The following is a 22,349-nucleotide window of genomic DNA, read 5'->3' as shown; positions in this document are numbered from 1 at the left end:
AAAAATGTAGATGTATACGGTAATAGACATAGAAAGTAACGGAGCGCCTTTTCGGAAAGAAAGCATTATAGAAATTGCCATCTATCGATTTGACGGTCACGAGATTACAGATCAATTTATCTCGCTCGTGAATCCCGAAAGTGAGATTTCCGCTTTTGTTCAAAAGTTGACAGGAATCACTTCGAAAATGGTTTTGACTGCTCCAAAATTTCACGAGATTGCAAAACGAGTGGTTGAAATCACGCAGGATTCTATCTTGGTTGGACATAATATCGATTTTGATTACAGAATGCTTCGCCAATCATTCAAACGCCTTGGTTACGAATTCAAAATCAACACTTTAGATACAATTCCTTTAGCTAAAAAATTGATTCCTGATGAGAAAAGTTATTCGTTGAGTAAGCTTTGCAAATCGATTGGAATTCCTTTGAGTGAAGCGCATCGTGCAAGTGGCGACGCGAGAGCGACTTTGGATTTGTTCAAATTATTAATGATTAAAGACCAAAACAACGAAATCATCCAATCTCAACAAGAGGAAAATCACGCCAAGAATTATATCAATAAAATTCAGGTTCTGACAGAAGACCTTCCTAACGAACGTGGAATTTTGTATTTTCAAAACAGCGAAGGAAAAATTATCTATTCCGATGTTGTTGAAGACCTTTACAAATCAGCGAAAAAAATCTTCGATTCTGATAAAGCTAAGTACAAAAAACTGCAAGACGAGACCGAAAAAATCTCTTACGAGCTGACAGGAACCGACCTCATCGCCAAACTGATGATGCAGAACAAAGGCATCCAAAAAAGACAACCTTTGACATTCGGTTTGTTTTATAGGAAGAACAAATTTATTCTCGAAAAAATCAAAAAAGAACAGGAGGAAAAACCGTTGTTGAGATTCAAGAGTTTTACGCAAGGTCTGAAAGCCATTAATTATATCAAGTCCAAAGAAGAACTGAAAAATTTGATTGAATTCACTCAAAAAATCAATCTAAAAAAGAGAAACGAAATCTGGTCAGCATCAGGAAGAACTTTGGGTGAAAAGTCTTTCCTAATCTTAGAAAATGGAAAATTGACAGGTTTTGGTTTTTACGAATTGTATCATCAGATTCAATCTTTGGATAAAATTAAAAAGCTGATGTTACCTGTTTCGAGATTCTCGCAAGAGCTTCAAAATGATTTGCAATTGGCACTTTTGAGAAATGAGTTTGAGGTTTCTCCGCTTCCTGAAAAATAATTTCAATCACAAAAGACACAAAAGTTTTCTGTTTGAAATCAGTCTTTGTCATTCCGTAGGAATCTCTGCAGTTTAGATTCCCACGGGATGACAAATGTGTGTTTATAAAGCATAAACAGTTTTAAAAACCAACTTCTAAAATCTCATATCTTTTCATACATTTACTAAAAATTAATTTTCCGAATGGTTCTAAGCAGGATTTGGTCCGCCTTCATCATAATTGCAATTGCGGTGGCATCTGTCAAATATTTTAGTTCTGAGAATTACAGCCAAATTTTCAACGACATGGTTGTTGGAAAAGGAGGTGATACGATTCAGATTTCTCAAAAACCATTGGTTCAGATGTCGAGTGAGATTCAGAAATCATTATTATCAAATCCTGATTTCGAAGACAGTCACATCCATTACAAAATGGATTCTCTTCAAAACGTCAAAACTTACAGAGTTGCAGAAACCGACGGTGTTATCGGAACCAGCGAAACAGCAGTCAATATCTGTCTCAAACTAATTGGAATTATGGCTTTGTTTATGGGATTTATGAGCATAGCTGAAAAAGCAGGCGGAATTAATTTCCTCAGCCGCTTGATTCAGCCATTCTTCTCAAAATTATTTCCAGAGATTCCTAAAAACCATCCGTCATTTGGACATATGATGCTGAATTTCAGCGCCAATCTTCTTGGTCTAGACAACGCCGCTACACCGTTTGGACTCAAAGCAATGGAAAGTCTCCAAACCTTAAATCCAGATAAAGACAAAGCAAGCAACACACAAATTATGTTTCTCTGTCTGCACGCCAGCGGATTGACATTGATTCCTGTTTCCATTATTGCGATTCGTTCATCAATGGGTTCTGAAACACCAACAGATATTTTTCTTCCGTGTATGATTGCGACTTTTTGTGCAACAATGGCAGCGATGATAATTGTTTCTATCAGACAAAAAATCAATCTTTTTCAACCGATTGTTTTAGCTTACGTTGGCGGAATTTCTGCGATTATAGCATTACTGGTTTTGTATCTGGTTCAGTTAAATAAAGAAGAATTAGACTCATTCAGCAAAGTGATGAGCAATGGAATTATCCTGCTGATTTTCTTCGCAATAGTTCTCGGCGCAGTTTATAAAAAAATCAACATTTTCGATGCGTTTATCGATGGTGCAAAAGAAGGGTTTACGGTTTGTGTCAAGATTATTCCGTATTTGGTTGGGATGTTGATTGCGATTTCTTTACTAAGAACAAGTGGCGTTTTTGATGTAATTATAGACGGAATGAAATGGATTGCCAGCGCATCACATCTCGACACAAGATTCGTGGACGGATTACCGACAGCTTTGATAAAACCATTATCAGGTTCAGGAGCTCGCGGAATGATGGTTGATACAATGAAAACTTTTGGAGCAGACAGTTTTCCTGGGAAATTATCCGCGATTCTTCAAGGAAGTTCTGATACGACTTTCTATGTTATCGCAGTTTATTTTGGTTCAGTTGGAATTAAAAATACAAGATACACCGTTGGTTCGATGCTTTTGGCAGACTTGGTTGGCGTGATTACTGCGATTGTTTTGGCATATTTGTTTTTTGGATAGTTGAGTTGCAAGATGCAAGGTTCAGGTTGCAAGATGGGAGATTCGATGTTTAGTTTTTTGGTCATTATTATTGTATTATTTACTTTTATAAAAAAACCAAATGAGCTATTTAAAATTAGATATTTACACAATCTCTTTTGAACTATTTATAACCACGCATCGGTTGACATTTAAACTTCCAAAATATGAGCTGTATGAATTGGGAAGTCAGATAAGAAGAGCATCGGATTCGGTAAACTCCAATATTGTTGAAGGATATGGAAGAAGGATTTACAAAGCAGATTACTTAAGATTTTTGACAATATCCCACGGAAGTTGTGATGAGACGACAAATCATTTGAGAAAAGTTGTTAGATTATATCCAGAACTTGCAACAGAGTGTCAAGATGTGTTAGAAAAATATCTGTTACTTGGAGGAAAAATTCATAATTACATAGAATACGTTAAAAACAATTGGCGCACCTAAAAAACTTGCAACTTGCAACTAAAGATATGATTCAAGATAAAGATTTTACACTTAGATTAATAAGACAATTAACTCAGGCTTTAGAAAAATTATTGCTTGGAAAACCCGAAGAAAGTTTGATGCAGAAAGAGTTGGATTTTGATTCTTTGATGAAAGATATTTTTAAAATCAATTTCGAAGATATTGCTTCAAAGTCCAAAGAAGAGATTGTCGAAATCGTAAAAGAAAGAGAACCTAAAGACCACGCAGATTACTATGAAATGCTTGGGAATCTTTTTTTGTTTCATTACAGAGCTGAAGGAAAATTGGATTTTGCGGACAAAGCCAAAACTTTTTACGAATTATATCTCACAACCAGCGGAATTTTCGCAATGCCAATTATTAATAGAATCAACGAACTGAAAGTTGTCTTAAATTAAATTTCAAAATGTTAAATGTCGTTTTAGTAGAACCGGAAATTCCTAATAACACAGGAAATATTGGTCGTTTGTGCGTAGGAACAGAAAGTAAATTACACTTGATTCATCCGTTTGGATTTGTCATTAATGATGCTAATTTGAAACGTTCCGGATTGGATTATTGGGTTCATCTGGATGTCACCGAATATCAAAATGTTGAAGAATGGATGAATGTGATTCCGGATAAGTCAAGAGTTTTTCTAATGAGTTCACACGCAACCCATTCGATTTATGAAAATGAATTCCAAGATGGAGATTGGCTCGTTTTTGGAAAGGAAAGTCGTGGATTGAGTCAAGAGGTTTTGGATTTATTTGAAAATCATTTGACCATTCCAATGTCAAAGTTGATTCGAAGTTTTAATATTGCCAATTCAGTTGCGTTTGTAGTTGGTGAAGCCAAAAGGCAGATTGCGTTGAAGTAAGAATCAAAACTTATCAATAAATTGACATCAGTGTTAAAATAAATTTAATTTTGACCACTTTAGTAGGATTATCATTAAAAAATAATTCTTTTATTTGTATTTTTGCGCGTTATCGAGAGAGCATTATGATTTTTAAGACTAAAAAAGACACGAAATATAGTTATGTAGAAGCGGGTGAAGGTCATCCAATGGTGCTTTTGCACGGCTTAATGGGTGGTTTGAGCAACTTCGATAAGATGATAAAATACTTTTCGGATAAAGGTTATCAGGTATTTGTTCCCCAGTTGCCGATTTATGATTTACCAATTTTAAATACCAATTTGGCGTCTATTTCCAAGTTTGTTGCAAAGTTCATTACCGATGTTATTGGAAAACCAGTGACGATTGTAGGAAACTCAATGGGCGGACATATCGGATTGATTCTTGTAACATCTCGTCCAGAATTGGTAAGAAATCTTGTTCTAACAGGTAGTTCTGGCTTGTACGAAAGAACTTTTGGAGACAGTTTTCCTAGAAAAAGCGATAAGGAGTATATCAAGAAAAAAACTCAAGATGTTTTTTATGATCCAATTGTCGCTACTGATGAATTGGTAGACGAAGTTTTTGCGGTTGTGAATGACAGAATGAAGGGTATAAAAACTGTGATGTTGGCAAGAAGCGCCATCAAACACAATATGTTAAATGACCTACCGAAAATTACTTGTCCTACTTGCATCATTTGGGGAAAACAAGACAATGTAACTCCACCGGAAGTTGCTGAAGACATGCACAAATTTATCCCAAATTCAGAATTGCATTGGATTGATGAATGTGGGCATGCCGCAATGATGGAGAAGCCGGATGAGTTTAACGAAATTCTTTATGAATGGCTTAAAAGAGTAATGTAACTCTATTCAAAATAAAAATATTCAGAACCATTAGGAAATTGAGTTTTAATTACTATAAATTTGATTCTTAATGGTTTTTAAATTATAAAAATATGGTAATCAAAACCGCAGAATTTGTAAAAAGTAGTCAGAAATGGCAGGATTGTCCCGAACCGACTTTGCCAGAATATGCTTTTATCGGGCGTTCTAATGTTGGAAAATCTTCTCTCATCAACGCCATGATGAATCATAAAGATTTGGCGAAAACATCGCAAACTCCAGGAAAAACACAGTTGATTAATCATTTTTTGGTTAATGAAAATTGGTTTTTGACCGATTTACCAGGTTATGGTTATGCAAGAGTTTCTAAAAGTCTTAGAAAAGATTTTGAAAAGCTGATTACCAATTATATCCTTAACAGACAAAACCTAGTCAACCTTTTTGTATTGATAGACGTCCGTCATACGCCACAAAAAATAGATTTGGAGTTTATGCAATGGTGCGGAGAAAGTAACATTCCGTTTTCTATTGTTTTTACTAAAGCGGATAAACTAAAAGCAGGCGGAGCTAATAGAAATGTGGAAGCCTACAAAACCGAATTGCTGAAAACCTGGGAAGACCTTCCCAATATCTATGTGACATCTGCAGAAAAGAAAACAGGAACAGATGATATTCTGAAATTCATCTCGGAAACCAATCAGTTTTTAATTAAAAATAAAATTAGATTCGATGACTAATATCGATTGGAAAATCAAAACATTTTCGGAACTTAACACGACTGAACTTTACGAAATCATAAAAGCGAGAGTCAATGTTTTTGTTGTAGAACAAGATTGTCCTTACCCAGATTTGGATGATTATGATCAAAAAGCAATTCATCTTTGGGCTGAGAATAATGGAGAGGTTTTAGCTTATTGCAGAGTTTTTGATAAAGGTATTAAATATCCAGAAACATCTATCGGAAGAGTTATTACAACCGAAAAAGGAAGAGGAACAGGACTTGGGAAACAATTAATCCACTACGCTGTAGAGATTATAGAAAATAGATTGGGAACTTCTGAAGTTAGGATTTCTGCTCAGGATTATTTGTTGAAATTTTATTCGGGGTTTGGATTTCAAGAAACTGATAAAAAATATCTAGAAGACAATATTCCTCATACAGAAATGTTTAGAAAATAAAAGAGTCTGAAATTCTATTTCAGACTCTTTATTGTGAAAATATTTTTTCTTGATTTGTGTCTTTATGGTTATTAATCCTTTGCAAAATTAATTACAATAATTCACATTTCTTTACGGGAAAACCGTAGAATGAAAAAAATATCGATTTATTATTAAATTATTCCCATAATTTTGCCGCTAGCTATTAATTCTTCCACATTTTTCACGACTAACATTAGTTTCATGGCGTTGATTCTTTTTTCCACACTGCTCAAACTGTTGGGATAAATGTTTTTTTCTTGTAACTTCTTGGGAATATTTTTTTGTAAAACGCCATCAGACAAAAGTTGAAGTATGGTGATATCGTAGTTACTAAACTCTAGAGTATTATTAGTTTTTGTGGGAAGTTTAAGGCCATGAGAGATGTAAGTCTTGTCATCATAAACCATTTCAATCGCTTTTTTCAATTCCTCAGAATCAAAACGCGCTTTACGGACAAATGCATCTATTTTCAACTCACTGAATAACAAATCGATAACTCCTAAACGATGTTCTGCCGAGAAAACAACAACTTTGAGATCCAGAGAAATTTCTCTGCAAGCTTTAATCAATTCTCTTCCGTTTTGTATCAATTGTTTTCTCTCATCTTCCTCAAAAGAAAGATCGGTAATCAACAATTCGTAAGGTTGGGAGCTCAAAGATTTTTTGATTTGAGCTACTGCATCATCGCAATAAAAACAATGATATATGTTGGGAATCTGGAGCTCTTCTGCAATTTTGCGAACAGAAAAGTTACTACTCTCATGATCTTCTGCAATTAGTATTTTACCGAACATTTTTTACAATTTTATTGATAATTTTAAACCGGATTCGCTTTCTTCGATTTCCATTTTTGCATCTATTTCTAGTAATCTGGATCTCATATTAGAAAACCCATTTTTTTCCACAAGACTTCCCGCTAGACCAACCCCATTATCTATATATTTGATTTCTTTTAAGTTATTAACTTTTACGAATCTTAAAATAACCTGAGACGCATGGCTATGTTTTTTCATATTCACGAGGAAGTTCTCTTATGATTTGAAAAAATTCTTCTTGTGAAGATCTATTAATATTAGTCCAAAAATCTTCGTCATTTCCTATAATGATAATCTTCGTTTTTTCATTATCAAAAGAACTGACTAATCCAAAAACTCTTTCACAGAAATCCTGTTGAAGTTCTTTCTTATCATAAGACAGATCGCGGGATTTTTCGTACATCAGTTCCAACTTATCCAGTATCTTTTCTTTTGGAAGATCATTTTGATTTTCAATAGTTGTCATTACTTCATATATCCCATTAGCAACTACATCGTGAACTTTTTTGGAGAAATCTAATCTTTGTTCTTGCAACTGATTATTAGCTTCTGATATGAGATTTTCTCGTTTTCTTTTAATCCATAAAAACACAAAAAAACCAAAAATAATTATAAATGATATAATTGAAATGATAGTGACTTTTTGTCTTTCCATTTGGTATTCGTGAGCTTCGTGTTCTTTTTGCAGTTTTAGATTTTCTGCTTTGGATTTCTCACTTTCAAAACGAATGAGAGCAAACTGATTCTTGGCTTGATTTTGGGCATTCAGCAAACTATCCTGAATTCTAGAATAATCATCAAAATATCTCTGAGCAATTTTGCCATCTGACAATTTTATGAGTATTTTCAAAGCCTCTAACTGATCTGTAGGATAACTTAGTTTTTGAGCAAGATCCAACATTTTGACGGCGTATAATCTAGAAGAATCTGCATTTTTATTAAGATAATAAGCAGACAAATAGGCAAAAGCGGCATCTTTTGTCCACTCATCATCAAGGTTTTCGCTTAGTTTTTCTGCGAGAAGATAATTTTGAGTGGGATTGTAGTTTTTATCAGCAAACCATTTTGACCGCGAAAAATTAAGTAATAATTTTGGATAAAATTAACTTTTTGATCCTATGCTATCTAGTAGCTTTTTATAAATAGTGATAGCTTTTCCATAGTTTTTCTCATCATGATAAACAATGCCAATGTTGTTTGCAAGCATCAGTTTATCAATCGGATCTTTTGTGAAGAGATAAGCTTTATCGTAAAAACGTCTGGCATCATCATAGTTCTTAAGATTGGTAGAGGCGACTCCCAGATTATTATAGTTGCAGTACAACGAATAGTAATGAGAGAAATCTTTCTCATTTAGAAAATTTAGCGCTGTAAGACTAGTTTCTATACTTCCAAAGTTATCACCGGTATTTTCTTGGATAATCGCCATATTCACATAGCATTTCCCAGCCCCAAAGCTGTCTTTTCTTTCGATGAAAACGTCTTTTCCTTTGTTAAGGTAATAAAATGCACTGTCCTGATCATTATCTATAAAAACAAACGCTTTTTCATAAAATGGATTGACTTGTTTTTTTGGAGAATCAATTGTTGCCTCTTGTTTTTGAGAACATCCAAATAAAATTAATACCAAAAAGTAAAGGAAAGATTTGTACAATTTTACAATTTATCCGAAATTTAAGGAAAATAACATCAATTAAATAATAATTAATTCTAAAATCAACATTAATCATTATTTTTGTTAATCATTCGTTTATAATTAATGTCCATCAACACTTTAGAGCAATATCTTCCGGAGAATACTCTTACTTTTCTCAAAAAATGGTTTGCAGATTATCGGATTCATATTAGAATTACAAAAGATAGAAACAGTAAGCTGGGAGATTATAGAAAAATGCCCGACAAATCTCATCAGATTACGGTCAACTCTACTCTAGATAAGCAACTTTTTTTCTTTGTTTTGACGCATGAACTGGCTCATTTACTTGCATTTGAAAATTTTAATTTTAGAATCAGTGCTCATGGTAAAGAGTGGAAAGATACTTTTCGGGAGATGTTATTGGAAAGTATCAATGTTTATACAGATGATTTGAAACCCATAATTTTCAAGTATTCAAAAAATCCCAAAGCCAACTTTATGGCGAGTCCGGAACTAGTCCGATATTTTCATATCGAAAATTCTGACGATAATCTTGTATTTGTTGAGGATTTGTTAATTAATGATGAATTTCGCTATAAAGGCGATGATTATAAACTATTAGAAAAAAAGAAAAAGTTATATCTTTGTATCAACTCAAGTAATAATAACAAATATTTATTCCGAGCTTTAGCAAAGGTCGAAAAATTAATCATAAATGAAGAACAATAACTACTGTGTAATAATGGCAGGAGGTATCGGTAGCAGATTCTGGCCGATGAGTACTCAGAAATTCCCAAAACAATTTCACGATATATTAGGAACCGGAAGAACGATGATTCAGCAAACGTTTGACAGGATCAATCAATTAATCCCTACAGAAAACATTTACGTCATTACAAATCAAGAATATGTAGATCTTACGCAACAGCAGCTCCCCCAGATTCCTTCTGAGAATATCGTGGGAGAACCAGCTATGAAAAATACCTCTGCGTGCAACCTTTATATGGCCAAAAAGATAGAAAATGTCAATCCTGAAGCCAATATTATTGTAATGCCTGCGGATCATCTTATTTTAAAAGAAAAAACTTTTCTGGATAAGTTGGAGTTAGCATTTGATCTCGCTTCCAAGAATGATTATTTGATTACTTTAGGAATCACTCCAACAAGACCAGATACTGGTTACGGTTATATTCAATTCATTCAAGAAAAAGATCAAGCTGTTTCGAAAGTAAAAACTTTTACAGAAAAACCTAACTTAGAAATTGCAAAAAACTTTATAGAATCTGGGGATTTTCTTTGGAATGCAGGGATTTTTATTTGGAATACAAAAAGTATCCTTTCGGCTTTCAAAAAATATCTACCGGAGATGTTGAATCAATTTAACGAAGGTGAATATAATTGTGATGCTGAGAAAGAATACATTGAAACCATTTATCCAACTGTAAGCAAAATCTCCATAGACAACGGAATTCTTGAGAAGGCTGATAATGTTTACGTAATTCCGGCAAATCTAGGCTGGAGCGATCTTGGAACCTGGACTTCTGTTTACACTAACGCTGACAAGAATGATGATAATAATGCAATTAGTTCCAAAAATGTTTTGACTTACAACTCAAAAGGCAACGTCATTAGAATCAAAAACCAGAATAAAGCAGCAGTAATTGATGGGCTTAAAAACTACATCATTGTAGATACAGAGAAAGCTTTGTTGATCTGCCCACGTGACAATGATCAATTGATAAAGGAATATGTTCTTGATCTTAAAAATTTGAAAAAAGGAGAAAGGTTTATGTAAATTAAATCTTTTTGCAAAATAGAATGAACTCTTTGGTTTTTATCAAAGAGTTTTTTTTATTTTTATTTATTATTAAATAAAACACAAATGCTTGTCAAAATTTACGGTGCTGCCATTCATGGCGTTTCTGCACAAATTATTACCATAGAAGTCAATGTAGATCAAGGTGTAGGTTATCATCTAGTAGGATTACCAGATAATGCCATTAAAGAGAGTAGTTATAGGATATCTGCTGCTCTAAAAAACTCAGGATTTAAAATTCCAGGAAAAAAGATTACTATTAATATGGCTCCTGCGGATCTCCGGAAAGAAGGTTCTGCTTACGACATGAGCATTGCGTTGGGGATTTTAGCTGCCTCAGATTTAATAAAAGCAGAGAATATAGGACAATATCTGATAATGGGTGAACTTTCTCTTGATGGTGGGTTACAGCCGATAAAAGGTATTTTGCCCATTGCAATCAAAGCTAGGGAAGACGGTTTCAAAGGAATCATTCTTCCAAAACAAAACGCAAGAGAAGCCGCTATTGTCAACAATTTAGACGTTTATGGTGTTGAAAATATCAAACAAGTCATTGATTTTTTTAATGAAGATCTACCATTAGAAAAATCTGAGATTGATACAAGAAAAGAATTTCAAGACAAGATAGATCATTTCCCTTTCGATTTTGATGAAGTCAAAGGGCAAGAAGCAGCAAAACGTGCAATGGAAGTAGCTGCAGCTGGTGGTCACAATATTATTTTAATAGGTTCACCAGGAAGTGGAAAAACAATGCTTGCCAAAAGACTTCCCAGCATATTGCCCGCACTTAGCCTCAAAGAGTCTTTGGAAACCACAAAGATCCATTCTGTTGCTGGAAAGATGGGAACGGAAACATCCTTAATAACAATAAGGCCTTTTCGCTCGCCGCACCACACAATTTCTGATGTCGCTTTGGTTGGAGGCGGAAGTTATCCTCAACCGGGAGAAATTTCCCTCGCCCATAATGGTGTTCTGTTTTTAGACGAAATGCCCGAATTCAAAAGAACAGTTCTCGAAGTCATGAGACAACCTTTGGAAGATAGAGTTGTGACAATTTCTCGAGCCAAATTTACGATTGAGTATCCTGCAAGTTTTATGCTCGTGGCAAGTATGAATCCCAGCCCTAGCGGTTATTTCCCAGATGACCCAAACAACACCTCATCAACAATGGAAATGCAACGCTATATGAACAAATTATCAGGACCTCTCCTCGACAGAATTGATATTCACATCGAAGTTTCGAAAGTAGAATATGAACAGTTAGCCGAAAAAAAGAAAGGTGAAAGTAGTGCAAGCATTAGGAAAAGAGTAAACAAAGCAAGAGATATCCAGAATGAACGATACAAGGATTCTGAGGTCAATTACAATGCGCAAATGGGACCAAAAGACATCGAAAAATATTGTGAATTGGACGACTATTCTCAATTATTAATAAAAGCTGCAATGCTGAAACTCAATCTCTCGGCAAGAGCTTATGACAGAATTTTGAAGGTTGCAAGAACAATTGCAGATCTAGAAAACTCGGAAAATATACAAGGTGACCACATTTCTGAGGCAATACAATACAGAAGTTTGGATAGAGATTTTTGGAATGCTTAGAATTAAGAATCTTATCAACGGTTTTGATTTTAATCATTTCTTCTTTTTGGATGTAATAAAACCAAGCTGATGATTGTTTTAAATAAATAACCGTTTAAAAGCTAATTCTGCTATGAAGAACATTTTATTGTTTTTAATCCTCATCTCGGCAACTTTTTCTGCTCAGCAAAATCTTAAAATTAATGGCAAAATCATTAATTCTGATAAAGAAAAAAATGGAGCTCCTATTGTTATTTATCTTTTGGATAATGATAATCAATTACTTAAAACTACAATTGCTCAAGATTCGAAGTTTGAATTTGACCAATTGAAGTCTGGAAGTTATCATCTTCAATTGTCATCAGACGAAAGCATTCAGAATGAAAAACCTTTTTATCTTGAAAAAAATATAGAGTTTTCAATTGCTTTTGAACCGAAAAGTCAAAAAATTGAAGAGCTGACAATTACTGCCAAAAAAAATAATTTCAAGGTAGAAAATGGAAATATTACGCTGGATATTGCCAATTCAGCACTTAATAAATTACCAACATCTTCAGAATTATTATCAAAATTGCCTTTTGTGATGATGGATGCAAATGGCGAAGGTTTATCGTTTGTCGGAAAAGGAACGCCTTTGCTTTATGTGGACAATCAGCGAGTGGATTTTGCGACCTTATCTGCAATTTCGGTGGATGATATCAAGTCGGTGGAAGTTATCAGAAATCCGTCTGTTAAATATGAATCGGAGGGAAAAGCAGTCATCAAAGTCAATCTTAAAAAGAGCAGAAAAGATGGTGCGCAATTAAGTGTTTCGGAAACAGCAACTTTCCAAAAACGTTTTAGTAATTATCTTTCAGCCAATTTTCAACAAAAGAAAAATAAAACCGAATGGAAACTGAACGCTTCTTACAATCAAATCAATCATTGGGAAAGTAATGGTTTTGATTATCAAGTTCCGAGTAAAAATATCAGTTCCAATTACGTCATCAAATCAATTACAAAACGTCCGCAAACTATTTTTGCAGCAAGTTTGTATCAGGAACTGAATGACGACGGCGATTATGTAACATTGTCTGTAAACAGCAACTTTAGACCGGACAAAGGCGATAATAATACCAATACTTTTTATTCCGAAAATGGAAATTCTACTCTTGTTAAAACTCTGAATCAACAAGACAGAAAACGAGCGACAATCAATTCGATCTTTAATTATAAAAAGAAAATAACGGATTGGGATGCTGAGATTTTGACAGGATTTCAGTTCAAAAGAGAGAGCGATAATGTAGGTTATAGTTTTTATAATGATACCAATAATTCCGGTTACGAGTTCAATCAGTTTCGTCATCAATTATACGCTGGAAATGCTTATTCCGGAAGAATTGATATAGAGAAAAAGATTAATGACAATTACAATCTGGAATTGGGCGGAAGCTTCACAAAAGCAGAAACCAGCACGAATAACAAAACGACTTTTCAGAATAATCAAAATCCGGAATTTTTTCAATACCAATTCAAAGAATCGAATCTTGCTGGTTATACCAATCTCGCCATTAATGCTGACAAATGGAATATCAATGCAGGTTTGAGAGCGGAAACAACCAATGCGGAAGGTTTTGACTTGGTTGAGAATGCTACTAAAATCACGAGAGATTATCTCGATTGGTTCCCGAATACAGAAATCAGTTTCAAGCAAAATGACAATTACGACTATACTTTGAATTTCAGAAAAAGTATTTCGCGTCCTAGTTATGGAAATCTGGCTTCTGGAGGTTTATATGGAAGTCCGTATGTTGAATATCAAGGGAATCCGGACTTAGTTCCTACTTATACCAACACGATTACTTTTACCACAAATCTGAAAAAAATATCTTTGAACGCATCTGCTTACAACAGCAAAAATCCTTTGGGTTATACCTTGGTTTATGATGAGGAAAGAAATATTTCTAAATTTCAACCGGTTAATTTCGGTAAAGAAATGGGCGTTTCTTTAGGCATTGATTCTCTTTTTCAAGGAAAAAAATGGACTTCTCAGAACAGTCTTTCAGTCAATTATGATAAAATCGAAGATTCTTTAGCCGTTCTGAAAAATTCGACGCCTTATGTTTATTTTTCAACTAACAATACCGTGAATGTTTGGAAGTATTTGTCAATCCTGCTGGATGGCTCTTACATTACAAAACGTGTGGAAGGTTTGTATGAAAACAATTCGATGTGCTTGGTGAATCTTGGGATGACCTCTTCTATTTCTGATTTTGATTTTACCGTTCGTTATAATGATGTTTTCAATCAGATGAATTATATCCAGAAAATGTCTTATAACCGAATCAATTCAACTGGCACCTTTTTTGGCAATACCCCAACAATATCTTTTGCAGCAAAATATAACTTTGGAAAATTGAAAAAGTCCAGTTACAAGGAAAATGCTGTTAACGAAACTTCGAACAGATTATAATCAATGAATTATGGAACTAATCACACTCAAGATTTTTAATACAGAAATAGAAGCGGAAATGCTCAAGATTTTCTTAGAAACTAACGAAGTTGAGGCGTTTGTCTTCGGAAATATTTTAGCAAATACTTATAATTTATTCAACAATACAAGTGGCGGCGTTCAGCTAAAAGTCTCAGAAAATGACTTCGAAAAAGCAAATGAATTGATGACCGAATTCTATAAAAAAGATAGTCAATAAAAGCAAAAACCTCGTCAGTCCGACGAGGTTTTGTATTAGTATTTATAAAAGTTTAAAACTTAAAATCTACACCAACATAGAAATTCTGTTTCATAATTGGTGCATAAACCATTCCGCCGTCAAAATAATTTCCGAACGGATTAGCTGAGTCAAGAATTGCCACTTTTTGCTGATAACCTGTCAAATTCTCTCCACCCAAATAAACTCTGATTTTCTCAGAAAAGTTTCTGGAAATCTGAGCATTCAAAGTGGCATAACTTGGCGAATAATCTGCTAACTGAAATTCTGCTGGATTGGATTTTGTATTCGGAAGTCTTTGTTTTCCAACTAAATTTAATGTTGTATCAAAGCTCCAAAATCTTCCTTTTTCAGTTTTATTGGTTGAATAAGCCAAGTTCGCAAATCCACGATGTTTCGCCATAAAAGGCACTTTTTTCAATCCGCTCAAATAATCCAAAGCCACATCATAATATTTGTAAGCCACTCGAAATTCCAGATTTTTCACAGGCTGGAAATCCCATTGCGTTTGAAAACTATTGGCAAAAGATTTTCCTTCAAGATTGTAGAACAAAATTTTCTGTGCAGATTCATCCAAATCTGTCACCACCTGATTTTGGAAATCTGTTCTGAAAAAATCGGCTAAAATGGTTGATTTTCTTCCAAACAACTTGAATTCCTGTTGCAGACTCACACCATAATTCCAAGCAATTTCTGGTTTCAAACCGTAGATTTCTCCACCATTATTGATGATTTGAATTTGACGGTTCGATGCAAAATAAGACTGACTTTCTGCAAAGATATTCGCAGTTCGGAAACCTCTTCCGGCTGAAATTCTGAAAATGGTTTTCGGTGTCAAATCATATTTGAAATTCATTCTCGGCGTAAACTGAGTTCCTGCAAGATTGTGAAAATCAACACGAGCTCCTGTTACCAAAGTGAATTTTTCGCCTGTCAAAGTATATTCTGCAAACAAGCCAGGAACCGTTTCTGTTCTTTTGTAATTATCCAAAAGATAATCTTCATCGTATTTATCATAAAGGAAACTTGCGCCAACTTTATACTTATTATTCGTATTTCCGATGATACTTTCGAAAATCAAATTAGAATAATAAGAAGTCTCTTTTCCAAAATAATTTCTCAATCCAAAAAAGCTATCTTGCTGATGATAAGTCAATTGATTCATCCAGCCGAGACTTTGATAAGGTTTCCCTTTGAAAACATAACCTGTTTTATTCCATAATTGAAATCTCGAAATATCAATTCCAACACCATAAAGTGATTGGTCTTTCTGCGGAATCCTTTTATTGAATCCGATTTGTCCGGCCGTTCTTTCGTCTTTCAAATAATTAATTCCGAAGTGCGAAGCAAATCCAGAGTTCTCCAAATCATTGTAATTCAAAAGATAAGCTACGTTTAACTGACTTCCTTTTGGTCTGTCAAGAAAACCGTCATCATTCATATCCGTGTCGCCAAAAGTTCCGTTTCCGTGAAGCAAAACACTTTGAGTCCATTTGTCAGAAATTGGAGAAGTGCTTGTCACATTGGCTTCTACACGACCGTTGTTATCAGAAAACAAATTAATTTCAGTTTCTGCTTTTTTATCATCATCGTGAGATTTCAAAAGTTCGGTGTTGATTTGTCCGGTAATGCTTTCGTAGCCGTTCACAACAGTACTTCCACCTTTTGTCAACTGGATTCCGCCAATCCATTTTCCAGGAATGAAATTCAATCCATAAGGCGAAGCTAATCCACGGATTTCAGGTAATTGTTCCTTGGTCAAAAGTGTATATTTCTGGTCAAGTCCGAGCATTTTCAATTGCTTAGTTCCCGTAACCGCATTACTGAACGAAACATCCACAGTCGCATTAGTTTCGAAACTTTCGGAAAGATTACAACACGCCGCTTTCAACAATTCTTTGGAACTGATATTGAAAATCAATCCTGCTTCTTTTTTACTGATAGCCGTTGCTTCTTTTTCTCTCGTCAGTTTTACACCTTCAATCTGATTTGTTTTTTTATCAGAATCTGAGTGATGTTCAAGCGTGTCATTCGGTTTTTCAAAATCAGAACCTCTTGTGTATAAACAACACGCAGGCAGATTTTTGTAAGCATCTTCCGGCGCTTTATATTTCTCGTTGTCGTGACCAACTTCAGCGATTTGTTTCAGGATATCGTCACATTTCACTTTCGATTCGTCAAGCGTCATTGTCAAAGTCTGATTTTCTGCGGTCCAGTTGGCTGTTTGTGCTCCTGCTTTCAAGGCTGCTTTTTCTATTCTGGCTTTGCACATATTGCAATTTCCTTTTACCAAAAACTGTTCTGTAACGGTTTGCGCGAATGAAAATATCGAACAAACGAGCAGCAAAGAAAACATAAGTTTTCTACTTAAATAATTCATCGTCAAAAATTTAAATTAATTACTTAAGCTCGCAGACTTGTTTTGTATCAGCGTTTTTCGCCAACTTTTTGCTGTTGTCAGGACGGTCGTACTGGCAGCAAGCGTCCAAATCATCGTAAGCTTTGTCAGAAGCACGGAACATTTCGTTGTCGTGACCAACTTCGGCTACGCTTTTCAGGATTGCTTTTTTGTCAGTTTTAGAAGCGTCATAACTTACGGTCAAGACTTTTTTGCTCATACTCCAGTCAGCTGATTTTACATTTTTATCAGCTTTAACAGCGGTTTCGATACGTTCTTTGCACATTCCGCAGTTACCTTCTACTTTGGCTTTGAAGGTTTTTGTTTGAGCAGAAAAATTTGAAAATAGAAATATGGAAAGGAATAAAATTCCTGATTTTATGATTGTATTCATTTTGATTAATTTTAATTTGATTGATAATGCAGACTCTTCGACAAGCTCAGAGTGACATTTCTAATACTAACTGTATTCTTCAAAACTGTCAGGCTGAGCCTGTCGAAGCTCTTTGAAGAACAATAAAATTAACCCAATTTAGGCGGTTGCCAGATGTTGAAAGACCTTGCAAAAGGTGATTGAGAATAGTGAGTAAAAGGATTGTTGATTTCGAAAACCAATGTTTTCAATTTGTTGTCAAAGTTATTCAGAACAATAGAAAAAACGAATCCCGAACTGCAGGTTTTGCAAGTTGTGCAATTGTCTTTGCAGTCTTTTTCTTTTTTGGAATCGTGATGACAAGAATCTGATTTTTTCTCATCTTTTTTGCAACAGTCAGAATTGTCTTTCTGAGCTTCACAACAAGAACTCTGAGCAACTTGAGCATTAAAATTCTGCTTTGGAAATACAAAAATCCCCAAACAGAAAATCATTAATATCAATTGAAACTTTCTCAACATCGTTTTGCAAAATTATGAAATTTATATTAACCACAAAAGACACAAAAGTTTTTATAAAACACTTTAGTCACTTAAGATTTAAATAATGTTTGCAGCGAAAAGTTCACATCAGAAGAAAATCTTTGATTTTAAAAACTAATGTGAACTTATTTTTACTAATTGTTTTCAACAATTAAATCAACTTAAGTGTTAAGCTTTTGCGCCTTTTGTGGTTAATATAAATTTTTCAGTTTTCACAAATGCTTTTCTTCTTCTCAAAAAGTAAAATACCAATCCTCCAATCAAAACAATCGGCCAAATAGAAATCAGAAAAACAAATAATTGCTGAATCAAATAAAATCCTTCCACAAAAGCATTTTTCACATCATAGAAGAAATTGTATTTGTACTCGTTATCAATGTTTTTGGTGTTGATGACTGGGATTTTCGCAACGCTCGTTTTCGGTTCTTTGATGAAAATGTCAACGGTTGAGAATTTCAAATTATCGGCAAGAATTTCGTCAGAATATTTCTGCATATTCGCTTCCGACATATTGTTGTCATCAAGATTCACTTTATCTTTTCCGGCTTTCAGCTGAGAAATATTAGACTTGGTTTTAGCTTGTCTTTCAGATTCCATTTTTGCCAATCGGATTCCGGCAGAAACATCTTCCGCAGAGATAATTCTGGAATTAAGAAACACTTTTTTATCATTAATGAAATCCAAAAATTCGCCTAATTTCTGAGTCGGAACTCTAACTTGCATTCTGTTCTGATTCTGAAATTTCCGAATCAAAATCGCCGATTCATCCGATGTATTATAAGTATCTTCTGACAAAGTCTGTGCTTCCATTTTACTGTTGGTCACAAATCCTCCAAGCGATTGCAGCTGTTTTTCAATCGAGATGGTTGCATCATAAACATCCTTCACTTCCATATCCACTTCCGCCGTTCTTACAAATTGTCGGTCTTTCACATTTTGTGTCGCAGCCATAGAAATGCTATCCGAAACAGATGCGCTATCAACGACATAATCGGCAGACGCATAAGCAGATTCTACCATTTCGCTTTTCTTACAAGCAAACAAAGTCAAAGCAAGTAAACTGATTGATAAGAATTTAGTTTTCATTTTGAATATTTTTTAGTTGTTTTTTAGTTGTAAAATGTAATCGCAAGCGATTTCATAATAGATTATTTTTGATATTAATTATTGATATTAATTTGGGCCGCTTAATCCGCCTTCCGCTCCCAATCTTTTCACTTCACTTCGTTGCGTAAAAAGGATTTCCGCTCAAGTCGGGCTGCGGGTTGCGGCGTTCCAAATTTTGTTAAGACAACATCTTGAAACTGCCTATTCCAAAATTGATAATTAAGATGGAAGCTATTTTGCAAATCAATCCGAAACTATTTGTAAAGAGAGTTGATGTTTTAACTTGTTGATTTTTAATTTTTTGTAAAACTAATTTTCAGAGAGATATCGTGCTAAATAAAAAAGAAGGAAATTTTGTAACTCAAAAGACTTTTAAGGCTGCAAAAAAATGCTTAAAAATAATATTATATGTGAATAAATTATTTTTGGCTTTTATTTAGCTCTATATGAAAAAAAAATTAAATTAATTTTCTACATTTAAGAAAAAATGTTAATTTAGAATCAACTATAAAACAAAAAAGTATGAAAAAAATCTATTTAAGAATTATTGCGATAATAATTATTACTTTTTTCTTTGCCTGCAGGCAAGAAATTGATACAATTACAACTGAGCAAAAAGTACGAGAGACTGAATTTTTCAAAACAAATCTTGAAAAACTATCCGAAGAACAAAAGCAAATTCTTCATTATCTAGATAATGAAAACTCCAAAACAAATTTTATTAGTCGTCTGAATGACAGAAAAGGAATCCCTATTTGGGACAAAATGATTATCAAAACGGATAAAAAGACAGAAAGCCTGTCAAAATCAAATTCCGAAGAAGAAACCTATATTATTATTCCAGTTGCTAAGGATGAAGATGAATTGTCTTCCGTTATCTATGCAAAAAAAGTGAATGGCAGTTTTGATTTTAATAATATTACCAACAGTTCTTTGAGAAGTTTTGTGTTTGACACAACTATTCCAATATCAATGAGAGAGGAAGTATTGATTGCTTATCTTTTTGCAGACCATTATGTTTATGGAACACAAAACTATGTGCGACTTCCGAATGATTTACTTCCAAAATATATAAAAAACGGGAAATTAAGTATGAAATCTCAGACAACGAGCGGAAGGACAGTTGCGGAACATTCTGATGGATATCCCAATACTTCAAATTTCGCCGTTCCGATGATGGAATGTCTTTTATTAAGTGACTCCAATAAATGTAATTGTCCAAGTTCTTGGGGACACTGCGATATGTGTGGTTCCTGCACCTCAGTATTTTGCAGCATTATTTGGGTTGAATCCGGAGGGGGTTCAGGTAGTAGTGGAGGTTCCGGAACAGGAGGAGATGGTGGAGGCGGTGAAGGCGGCGGAACAGGTGATGGTGGTGGTTCTGAATGCTCTTCTGGTGGTTGGTATAAAATAATTCCCGGTGGTTGTAATCCTGAGCCACCGGAAGAACCTACCCCTTGTGAATATATCCCAACTAAAAATACTAAAGCAAAAGAATTTATTGAGAAAACAAAGGCAGCGGGAAGAAAAGCTGAAATAACAGCCACGTTATCTACTGACACTCAGGAAAAAGGATTTTCATACGGTGTTGATTCCTCAGGAAATGAACAAGTAACTGGAGTCAAAACTGGGATAGGGGGAAATGCTGTCGACGTAGATGTTTCCAGTTCCTCTTTTTTTGTTGTAGGAGCCGCACATACACATACTCCTTCCGTTTATAATGTTCCTTCTGCAGGAGATGTCTATAATTTTTTTACAGCAAGAGCGGCAAATTCTAAATTTAGTTTTTACAATACATTTGCGCAGGATAATAACGATTATGTTTTTGTAATTGCTGACCAAACCAAGTTCGACACCTTTATAACCACTTATCCAAAAGCTACTTATTTTGACCCGGCGACTGCTTCGTGGAAAGAAGGAACAAGTATAGGGAATGAATTTAAATATATTAAAGACCAACAAATAAAAGTTGGAAAATCAGATGATGAAGCTTATGATTTAGCAATGGCTTTTGTACTTAACAAATATGGAACAGGCATTGCAATGAGTAAAAAAGATGCAAGCGGAAATTATCAGCCGGTTTTCGTAAAAGAAAATCTAATTTCTATCAACACCGGAGGTATTATGGTCTTTGTTAAAACCTATGAACAGACAACAGAATGCAACTACTAAAAAAAATAATTATGAAAAATATAAATAAAATAGTCTTTGTTCTTATAATACTTGGAGCTTATGCTAAATCCAATGCTCAGCTAGATACTTTAAATTATTTAAAAACTAATTTCGAGCTTCAAAAAGCTGAATATATTGGGAAGCCTTTTTCTTATTTATTAAGTAAAATGACTCAAATTCAACCGCAAACAGTTTGGTCACAAGGTCCATTAAATAATAGGAATATAAGAACTACGACAGATTTTAGATTTGCTACTATGAATGCTTCATTTTATAATGTAATTAATTTGACTATAGAATGGCAGGAATCAATCCCGGCAACTGATGTTAAATACTATCAAAATAAAAATAAATTTTATTTTACGAATGATGAAAAAAATTTCTATGGTAGTAAAATAGTAAAAGATATAAGGGCTTATAGATAATGAAAAGATAAATTATGAAAATAATCTATGTCTTCTTTTTTTTATTTTCTAATCTAAATTTTGCTCAATTAGATACTCTGAATTACTTGAAACAACATTTTGAACTTAAAAAACAAAAATACGTTGGGAAGCCTTTTAAAAAAATTTTGAATCATATCAAAATTTATCCTCAGAGTTTTTACTCTAATTACACAGATTGTTACTCTGATACACAATTTTGGTTTACTCCAAAGACTCTTGGTAGTAAGACCAAAATGATAATCACTTGGGAAAATGCTTATGGATTAGAAAGGAATATTGATGAAGCCAAAGGCTTGTTTGATAAAGTAACAAAGGAGCAATATGAGGATAATATTATAAAAGATAACCCGTAGTGCATTATAAAAAAGGTTACTCATAATACGAAAATTTCGTATATTGTATTGACTACCAATCTAATACATTATGAATAACCTAGATGCAATTTACGATTTTATTTTAAAGGAATTAAGAAAATTAACCATCAAAGAAAATTTTTATTTCAAACCAATTAAACCAAAATTATCT

The 22,349-nt window shown here is 34.0% G+C and carries 23 protein-coding genes and 1 pseudogene; 16 read left to right on the top strand and 8 right to left on the bottom strand.

The features are described from left to right. The first annotated feature begins 10 nt into the window (after window positions 1–10). From DRF58_RS14245 to DRF58_RS14210, 8 genes are all read left to right on the top strand, one after another. Window positions 11–1,237, top strand: coding sequence for a 3'-5' exonuclease (locus DRF58_RS14245; RefSeq protein WP_116036397.1), 1,227 nt, complete (start codon window positions 11–13; stop codon window positions 1,235–1,237). A 183-nt stretch (window positions 1,238–1,420) separates the two neighbouring features. After that, window positions 1,421–2,821 carry a nucleoside recognition domain-containing protein gene (locus DRF58_RS14240; protein WP_116036396.1) on the top strand — a complete coding sequence of 467 codons (1,401 nt, stop codon included), beginning with the start codon at window positions 1,421–1,423 and terminating at the stop codon, window positions 2,819–2,821. A 100-nt stretch (window positions 2,822–2,921) separates the two neighbouring features. Continuing rightward, window positions 2,922–3,287, top strand: coding sequence for a four helix bundle protein (locus DRF58_RS14235; protein ID WP_116036394.1), 366 nt, complete (start codon window positions 2,922–2,924; stop codon window positions 3,285–3,287). Between the two features lie 26 nt (window positions 3,288–3,313). After that, complete coding sequence (locus DRF58_RS14230) at window positions 3,314–3,706, top strand: hypothetical protein (protein WP_116036393.1); 393 nt, start codon at window positions 3,314–3,316, stop codon at window positions 3,704–3,706. An 8-nt stretch (window positions 3,707–3,714) separates the two neighbouring features. Continuing rightward, a complete protein-coding gene (locus DRF58_RS14225) occupies window positions 3,715–4,167 on the top strand; it encodes a tRNA (cytidine(34)-2'-O)-methyltransferase (RefSeq protein ID WP_116036391.1) in 453 nt (150 codons plus the stop codon). 125 nt (window positions 4,168–4,292) lie between these two features. Further along, on the top strand, window positions 4,293–5,054 hold the full coding sequence (locus tag DRF58_RS14220) for an alpha/beta fold hydrolase (RefSeq protein WP_116036389.1): 762 nt from the start codon (window positions 4,293–4,295) through the stop codon (window positions 5,052–5,054). A gap of 92 nt (window positions 5,055–5,146) precedes the next feature. Continuing rightward, window positions 5,147–5,770, top strand: coding sequence for a ribosome biogenesis GTP-binding protein YihA/YsxC (gene yihA, locus DRF58_RS14215; RefSeq protein WP_116036388.1), 624 nt, complete (start codon window positions 5,147–5,149; stop codon window positions 5,768–5,770). Next, entirely contained in the window at window positions 5,763–6,212 is a 450-nt protein-coding gene (locus tag DRF58_RS14210; RefSeq protein ID WP_116036386.1) for a GNAT family N-acetyltransferase, read from the top strand. Before yihA ends, DRF58_RS14210 begins: the two co-directional genes overlap by 8 nt. Window positions 6,213–6,364: 152 nt before the next feature. Here DRF58_RS14210 and DRF58_RS14205 read toward each other — a convergent pair whose 3' ends face one another. From DRF58_RS14205 to DRF58_RS14190, 4 genes are all read right to left on the bottom strand, one after another. Then, window positions 6,365–7,027 carry a DNA-binding transcriptional response regulator gene (locus tag DRF58_RS14205; protein ID WP_116036384.1) on the bottom strand — a complete coding sequence of 221 codons (663 nt, stop codon included), beginning with the start codon at window positions 7,025–7,027 and terminating at the stop codon, window positions 6,365–6,367. Window positions 7,028–7,030: 3 nt separating this feature from the next. Next, complete coding sequence (locus tag DRF58_RS14200) at window positions 7,031–7,246, bottom strand: sensor histidine kinase (protein ID WP_116036383.1); 216 nt, start codon at window positions 7,244–7,246, stop codon at window positions 7,031–7,033. Next, entirely contained in the window at window positions 7,233–7,949 is a 717-nt protein-coding gene (locus DRF58_RS14195; protein ID WP_123902417.1) for a hypothetical protein, read from the bottom strand. The genes DRF58_RS14200 and DRF58_RS14195 overlap by 14 nt, the downstream gene beginning before the upstream one ends. 201 nt (window positions 7,950–8,150) lie before the next feature. Next, entirely contained in the window at window positions 8,151–8,702 is a 552-nt protein-coding gene (locus DRF58_RS14190) for a tetratricopeptide repeat protein (RefSeq protein ID WP_116036379.1), read from the bottom strand. A 105-nt stretch (window positions 8,703–8,807) separates the two neighbouring features. Here DRF58_RS14190 and DRF58_RS14185 point away from each other — a divergent pair, with 105 nt between their 5' ends. The 5 genes from DRF58_RS14185 (at window position 8,808) to DRF58_RS14165 (ending at window position 14,768) form a co-directional block, all read left to right on the top strand. Beyond that, a complete protein-coding gene (locus DRF58_RS14185; RefSeq protein ID WP_116036378.1) occupies window positions 8,808–9,413 on the top strand; it encodes a SprT-like domain-containing protein in 606 nt (201 codons plus the stop codon). Then, window positions 9,400–10,479: a mannose-1-phosphate guanylyltransferase gene (locus DRF58_RS14180; protein ID WP_245955476.1), complete on the top strand. Its 1,080-nt coding sequence runs from the start codon at window positions 9,400–9,402 to the stop codon at window positions 10,477–10,479. The genes DRF58_RS14185 and DRF58_RS14180 overlap by 14 nt, the downstream gene beginning before the upstream one ends. A gap of 87 nt (window positions 10,480–10,566) precedes the next feature. Beyond that, window positions 10,567–12,099, top strand: a complete 1,533-nt coding sequence (locus DRF58_RS14175; RefSeq protein ID WP_116036376.1) for a YifB family Mg chelatase-like AAA ATPase — start codon at window positions 10,567–10,569, stop codon at window positions 12,097–12,099. A 112-nt stretch (window positions 12,100–12,211) separates the two neighbouring features. Continuing rightward, complete coding sequence (locus tag DRF58_RS14170) at window positions 12,212–14,530, top strand: outer membrane beta-barrel family protein (RefSeq protein WP_116036374.1); 2,319 nt, start codon at window positions 12,212–12,214, stop codon at window positions 14,528–14,530. 10 nt (window positions 14,531–14,540) lie between these two features. After that, a complete protein-coding gene (locus DRF58_RS14165; protein WP_116036373.1) occupies window positions 14,541–14,768 on the top strand; it encodes a putative signal transducing protein in 228 nt (75 codons plus the stop codon). A gap of 52 nt (window positions 14,769–14,820) precedes the next feature. On the opposite strand, the gene DRF58_RS14160 is transcribed toward DRF58_RS14165, so the two are convergent. The 4 genes from DRF58_RS14160 to DRF58_RS14145 form a co-directional block, all read right to left on the bottom strand. Continuing rightward, window positions 14,821–17,166: a TonB-dependent receptor domain-containing protein gene (locus tag DRF58_RS14160; RefSeq protein WP_116036372.1), complete on the bottom strand. Its 2,346-nt coding sequence runs from the start codon at window positions 17,164–17,166 to the stop codon at window positions 14,821–14,823. A 19-nt stretch (window positions 17,167–17,185) separates the two neighbouring features. Next, window positions 17,186–17,578 (bottom strand): heavy-metal-associated domain-containing protein, encoded by a 393-nt coding sequence (locus DRF58_RS14155; protein WP_116036371.1) that lies wholly within the window; start codon window positions 17,576–17,578, stop codon window positions 17,186–17,188. 128 nt (window positions 17,579–17,706) lie between these two features. After that, window positions 17,707–18,051, bottom strand: coding sequence for a hypothetical protein (locus DRF58_RS14150; protein WP_116036370.1), 345 nt, complete (start codon window positions 18,049–18,051; stop codon window positions 17,707–17,709). Between the two features lie 216 nt (window positions 18,052–18,267). Next, a complete protein-coding gene (locus DRF58_RS14145) occupies window positions 18,268–19,185 on the bottom strand; it encodes a DUF4349 domain-containing protein (protein ID WP_116036369.1) in 918 nt (305 codons plus the stop codon). Window positions 19,186–19,728: 543 nt separating this feature from the next. On the opposite strand from DRF58_RS14145, the gene DRF58_RS18555 reads away from it, so the two are divergent. The 3 genes and pseudogenes from DRF58_RS18555 to DRF58_RS19270 all read left to right on the top strand — a co-directional run. Further along, the gene (locus DRF58_RS18555; protein ID WP_162300311.1) at window positions 19,729–21,378 is read left to right on the top strand and encodes a hypothetical protein; all 1,650 of its coding nucleotides are present in this window, start codon (window positions 19,729–19,731) and stop codon (window positions 21,376–21,378) included. Between the two features lie 11 nt (window positions 21,379–21,389). After that, entirely contained in the window at window positions 21,390–21,803 is a 414-nt protein-coding gene (locus tag DRF58_RS14135; RefSeq protein ID WP_123902416.1) for a hypothetical protein, read from the top strand. A gap of 444 nt (window positions 21,804–22,247) precedes the next feature. Further along, window positions 22,248–22,349 (top strand): annotated as a pseudogene (locus tag DRF58_RS19270) (IS982 family transposase); the annotation flags it as partial.

The sequence above is a fragment of the Epilithonimonas hispanica genome, from assembly GCF_003385395.1.
Taxonomy (GTDB): domain Bacteria; phylum Bacteroidota; class Bacteroidia; order Flavobacteriales; family Weeksellaceae; genus Epilithonimonas; species Epilithonimonas hispanica.
This window is presented reverse-complemented; position numbering and strand designations above follow the sequence as displayed.

What these genes read in the sequence shown, in the direction of transcription:
- DRF58_RS14245 (WP_116036397.1), top strand. Translation starts at nt 11, where the DNA reads ATGTATACGGTAATAGACATAGAAAGTAACGGAGCGCCTTTTCGGAAA.
- DRF58_RS14240 (WP_116036396.1), top strand. Translation starts at nt 1,421, where the DNA reads ATGGTTCTAAGCAGGATTTGGTCCGCCTTCATCATAATTGCAATTGCG.
- DRF58_RS14235 (WP_116036394.1), top strand. Translation starts at nt 2,922, where the DNA reads ATGAGCTATTTAAAATTAGATATTTACACAATCTCTTTTGAACTATTT.
- DRF58_RS14230 (WP_116036393.1), top strand. Translation starts at nt 3,314, where the DNA reads ATGATTCAAGATAAAGATTTTACACTTAGATTAATAAGACAATTAACT.
- DRF58_RS14225 (WP_116036391.1), top strand. Translation starts at nt 3,715, where the DNA reads ATGTTAAATGTCGTTTTAGTAGAACCGGAAATTCCTAATAACACAGGA.
- DRF58_RS14220 (WP_116036389.1), top strand. Translation starts at nt 4,293, where the DNA reads ATGATTTTTAAGACTAAAAAAGACACGAAATATAGTTATGTAGAAGCG.
- yihA (WP_116036388.1), top strand. Translation starts at nt 5,147, where the DNA reads ATGGTAATCAAAACCGCAGAATTTGTAAAAAGTAGTCAGAAATGGCAG.
- DRF58_RS14210 (WP_116036386.1), top strand. Translation starts at nt 5,763, where the DNA reads ATGACTAATATCGATTGGAAAATCAAAACATTTTCGGAACTTAACACG.
- DRF58_RS14205 (WP_116036384.1), bottom strand. Translation starts at nt 7,027, where the DNA reads ATGTTCGGTAAAATACTAATTGCAGAAGATCATGAGAGTAGTAACTTT.
- DRF58_RS14200 (WP_116036383.1), bottom strand. Translation starts at nt 7,246, where the DNA reads ATGAAAAAACATAGCCATGCGTCTCAGGTTATTTTAAGATTCGTAAAA.
- DRF58_RS14195 (WP_123902417.1), bottom strand. Translation starts at nt 7,949, where the DNA reads ATGTTGGATCTTGCTCAAAAACTAAGTTATCCTACAGATCAGTTAGAG.
- DRF58_RS14185 (WP_116036378.1), top strand. Translation starts at nt 8,808, where the DNA reads ATGTCCATCAACACTTTAGAGCAATATCTTCCGGAGAATACTCTTACT.
- DRF58_RS14180 (WP_245955476.1), top strand. Translation starts at nt 9,400, where the DNA reads ATGAAGAACAATAACTACTGTGTAATAATGGCAGGAGGTATCGGTAGC.
- DRF58_RS14175 (WP_116036376.1), top strand. Translation starts at nt 10,567, where the DNA reads ATGCTTGTCAAAATTTACGGTGCTGCCATTCATGGCGTTTCTGCACAA.
- DRF58_RS14170 (WP_116036374.1), top strand. Translation starts at nt 12,212, where the DNA reads ATGAAGAACATTTTATTGTTTTTAATCCTCATCTCGGCAACTTTTTCT.
- DRF58_RS14165 (WP_116036373.1), top strand. Translation starts at nt 14,541, where the DNA reads ATGGAACTAATCACACTCAAGATTTTTAATACAGAAATAGAAGCGGAA.
- DRF58_RS14160 (WP_116036372.1), bottom strand. Translation starts at nt 17,166, where the DNA reads ATGAATTATTTAAGTAGAAAACTTATGTTTTCTTTGCTGCTCGTTTGT.
- DRF58_RS14155 (WP_116036371.1), bottom strand. Translation starts at nt 17,578, where the DNA reads ATGAATACAATCATAAAATCAGGAATTTTATTCCTTTCCATATTTCTA.
- DRF58_RS14150 (WP_116036370.1), bottom strand. Translation starts at nt 18,051, where the DNA reads ATGATTTTCTGTTTGGGGATTTTTGTATTTCCAAAGCAGAATTTTAAT.
- DRF58_RS14145 (WP_116036369.1), bottom strand. Translation starts at nt 19,185, where the DNA reads ATGAAAACTAAATTCTTATCAATCAGTTTACTTGCTTTGACTTTGTTT.
- DRF58_RS18555 (WP_162300311.1), top strand. Translation starts at nt 19,729, where the DNA reads ATGAAAAAAATCTATTTAAGAATTATTGCGATAATAATTATTACTTTT.
- DRF58_RS14135 (WP_123902416.1), top strand. Translation starts at nt 21,390, where the DNA reads ATGAAAAATATAAATAAAATAGTCTTTGTTCTTATAATACTTGGAGCT.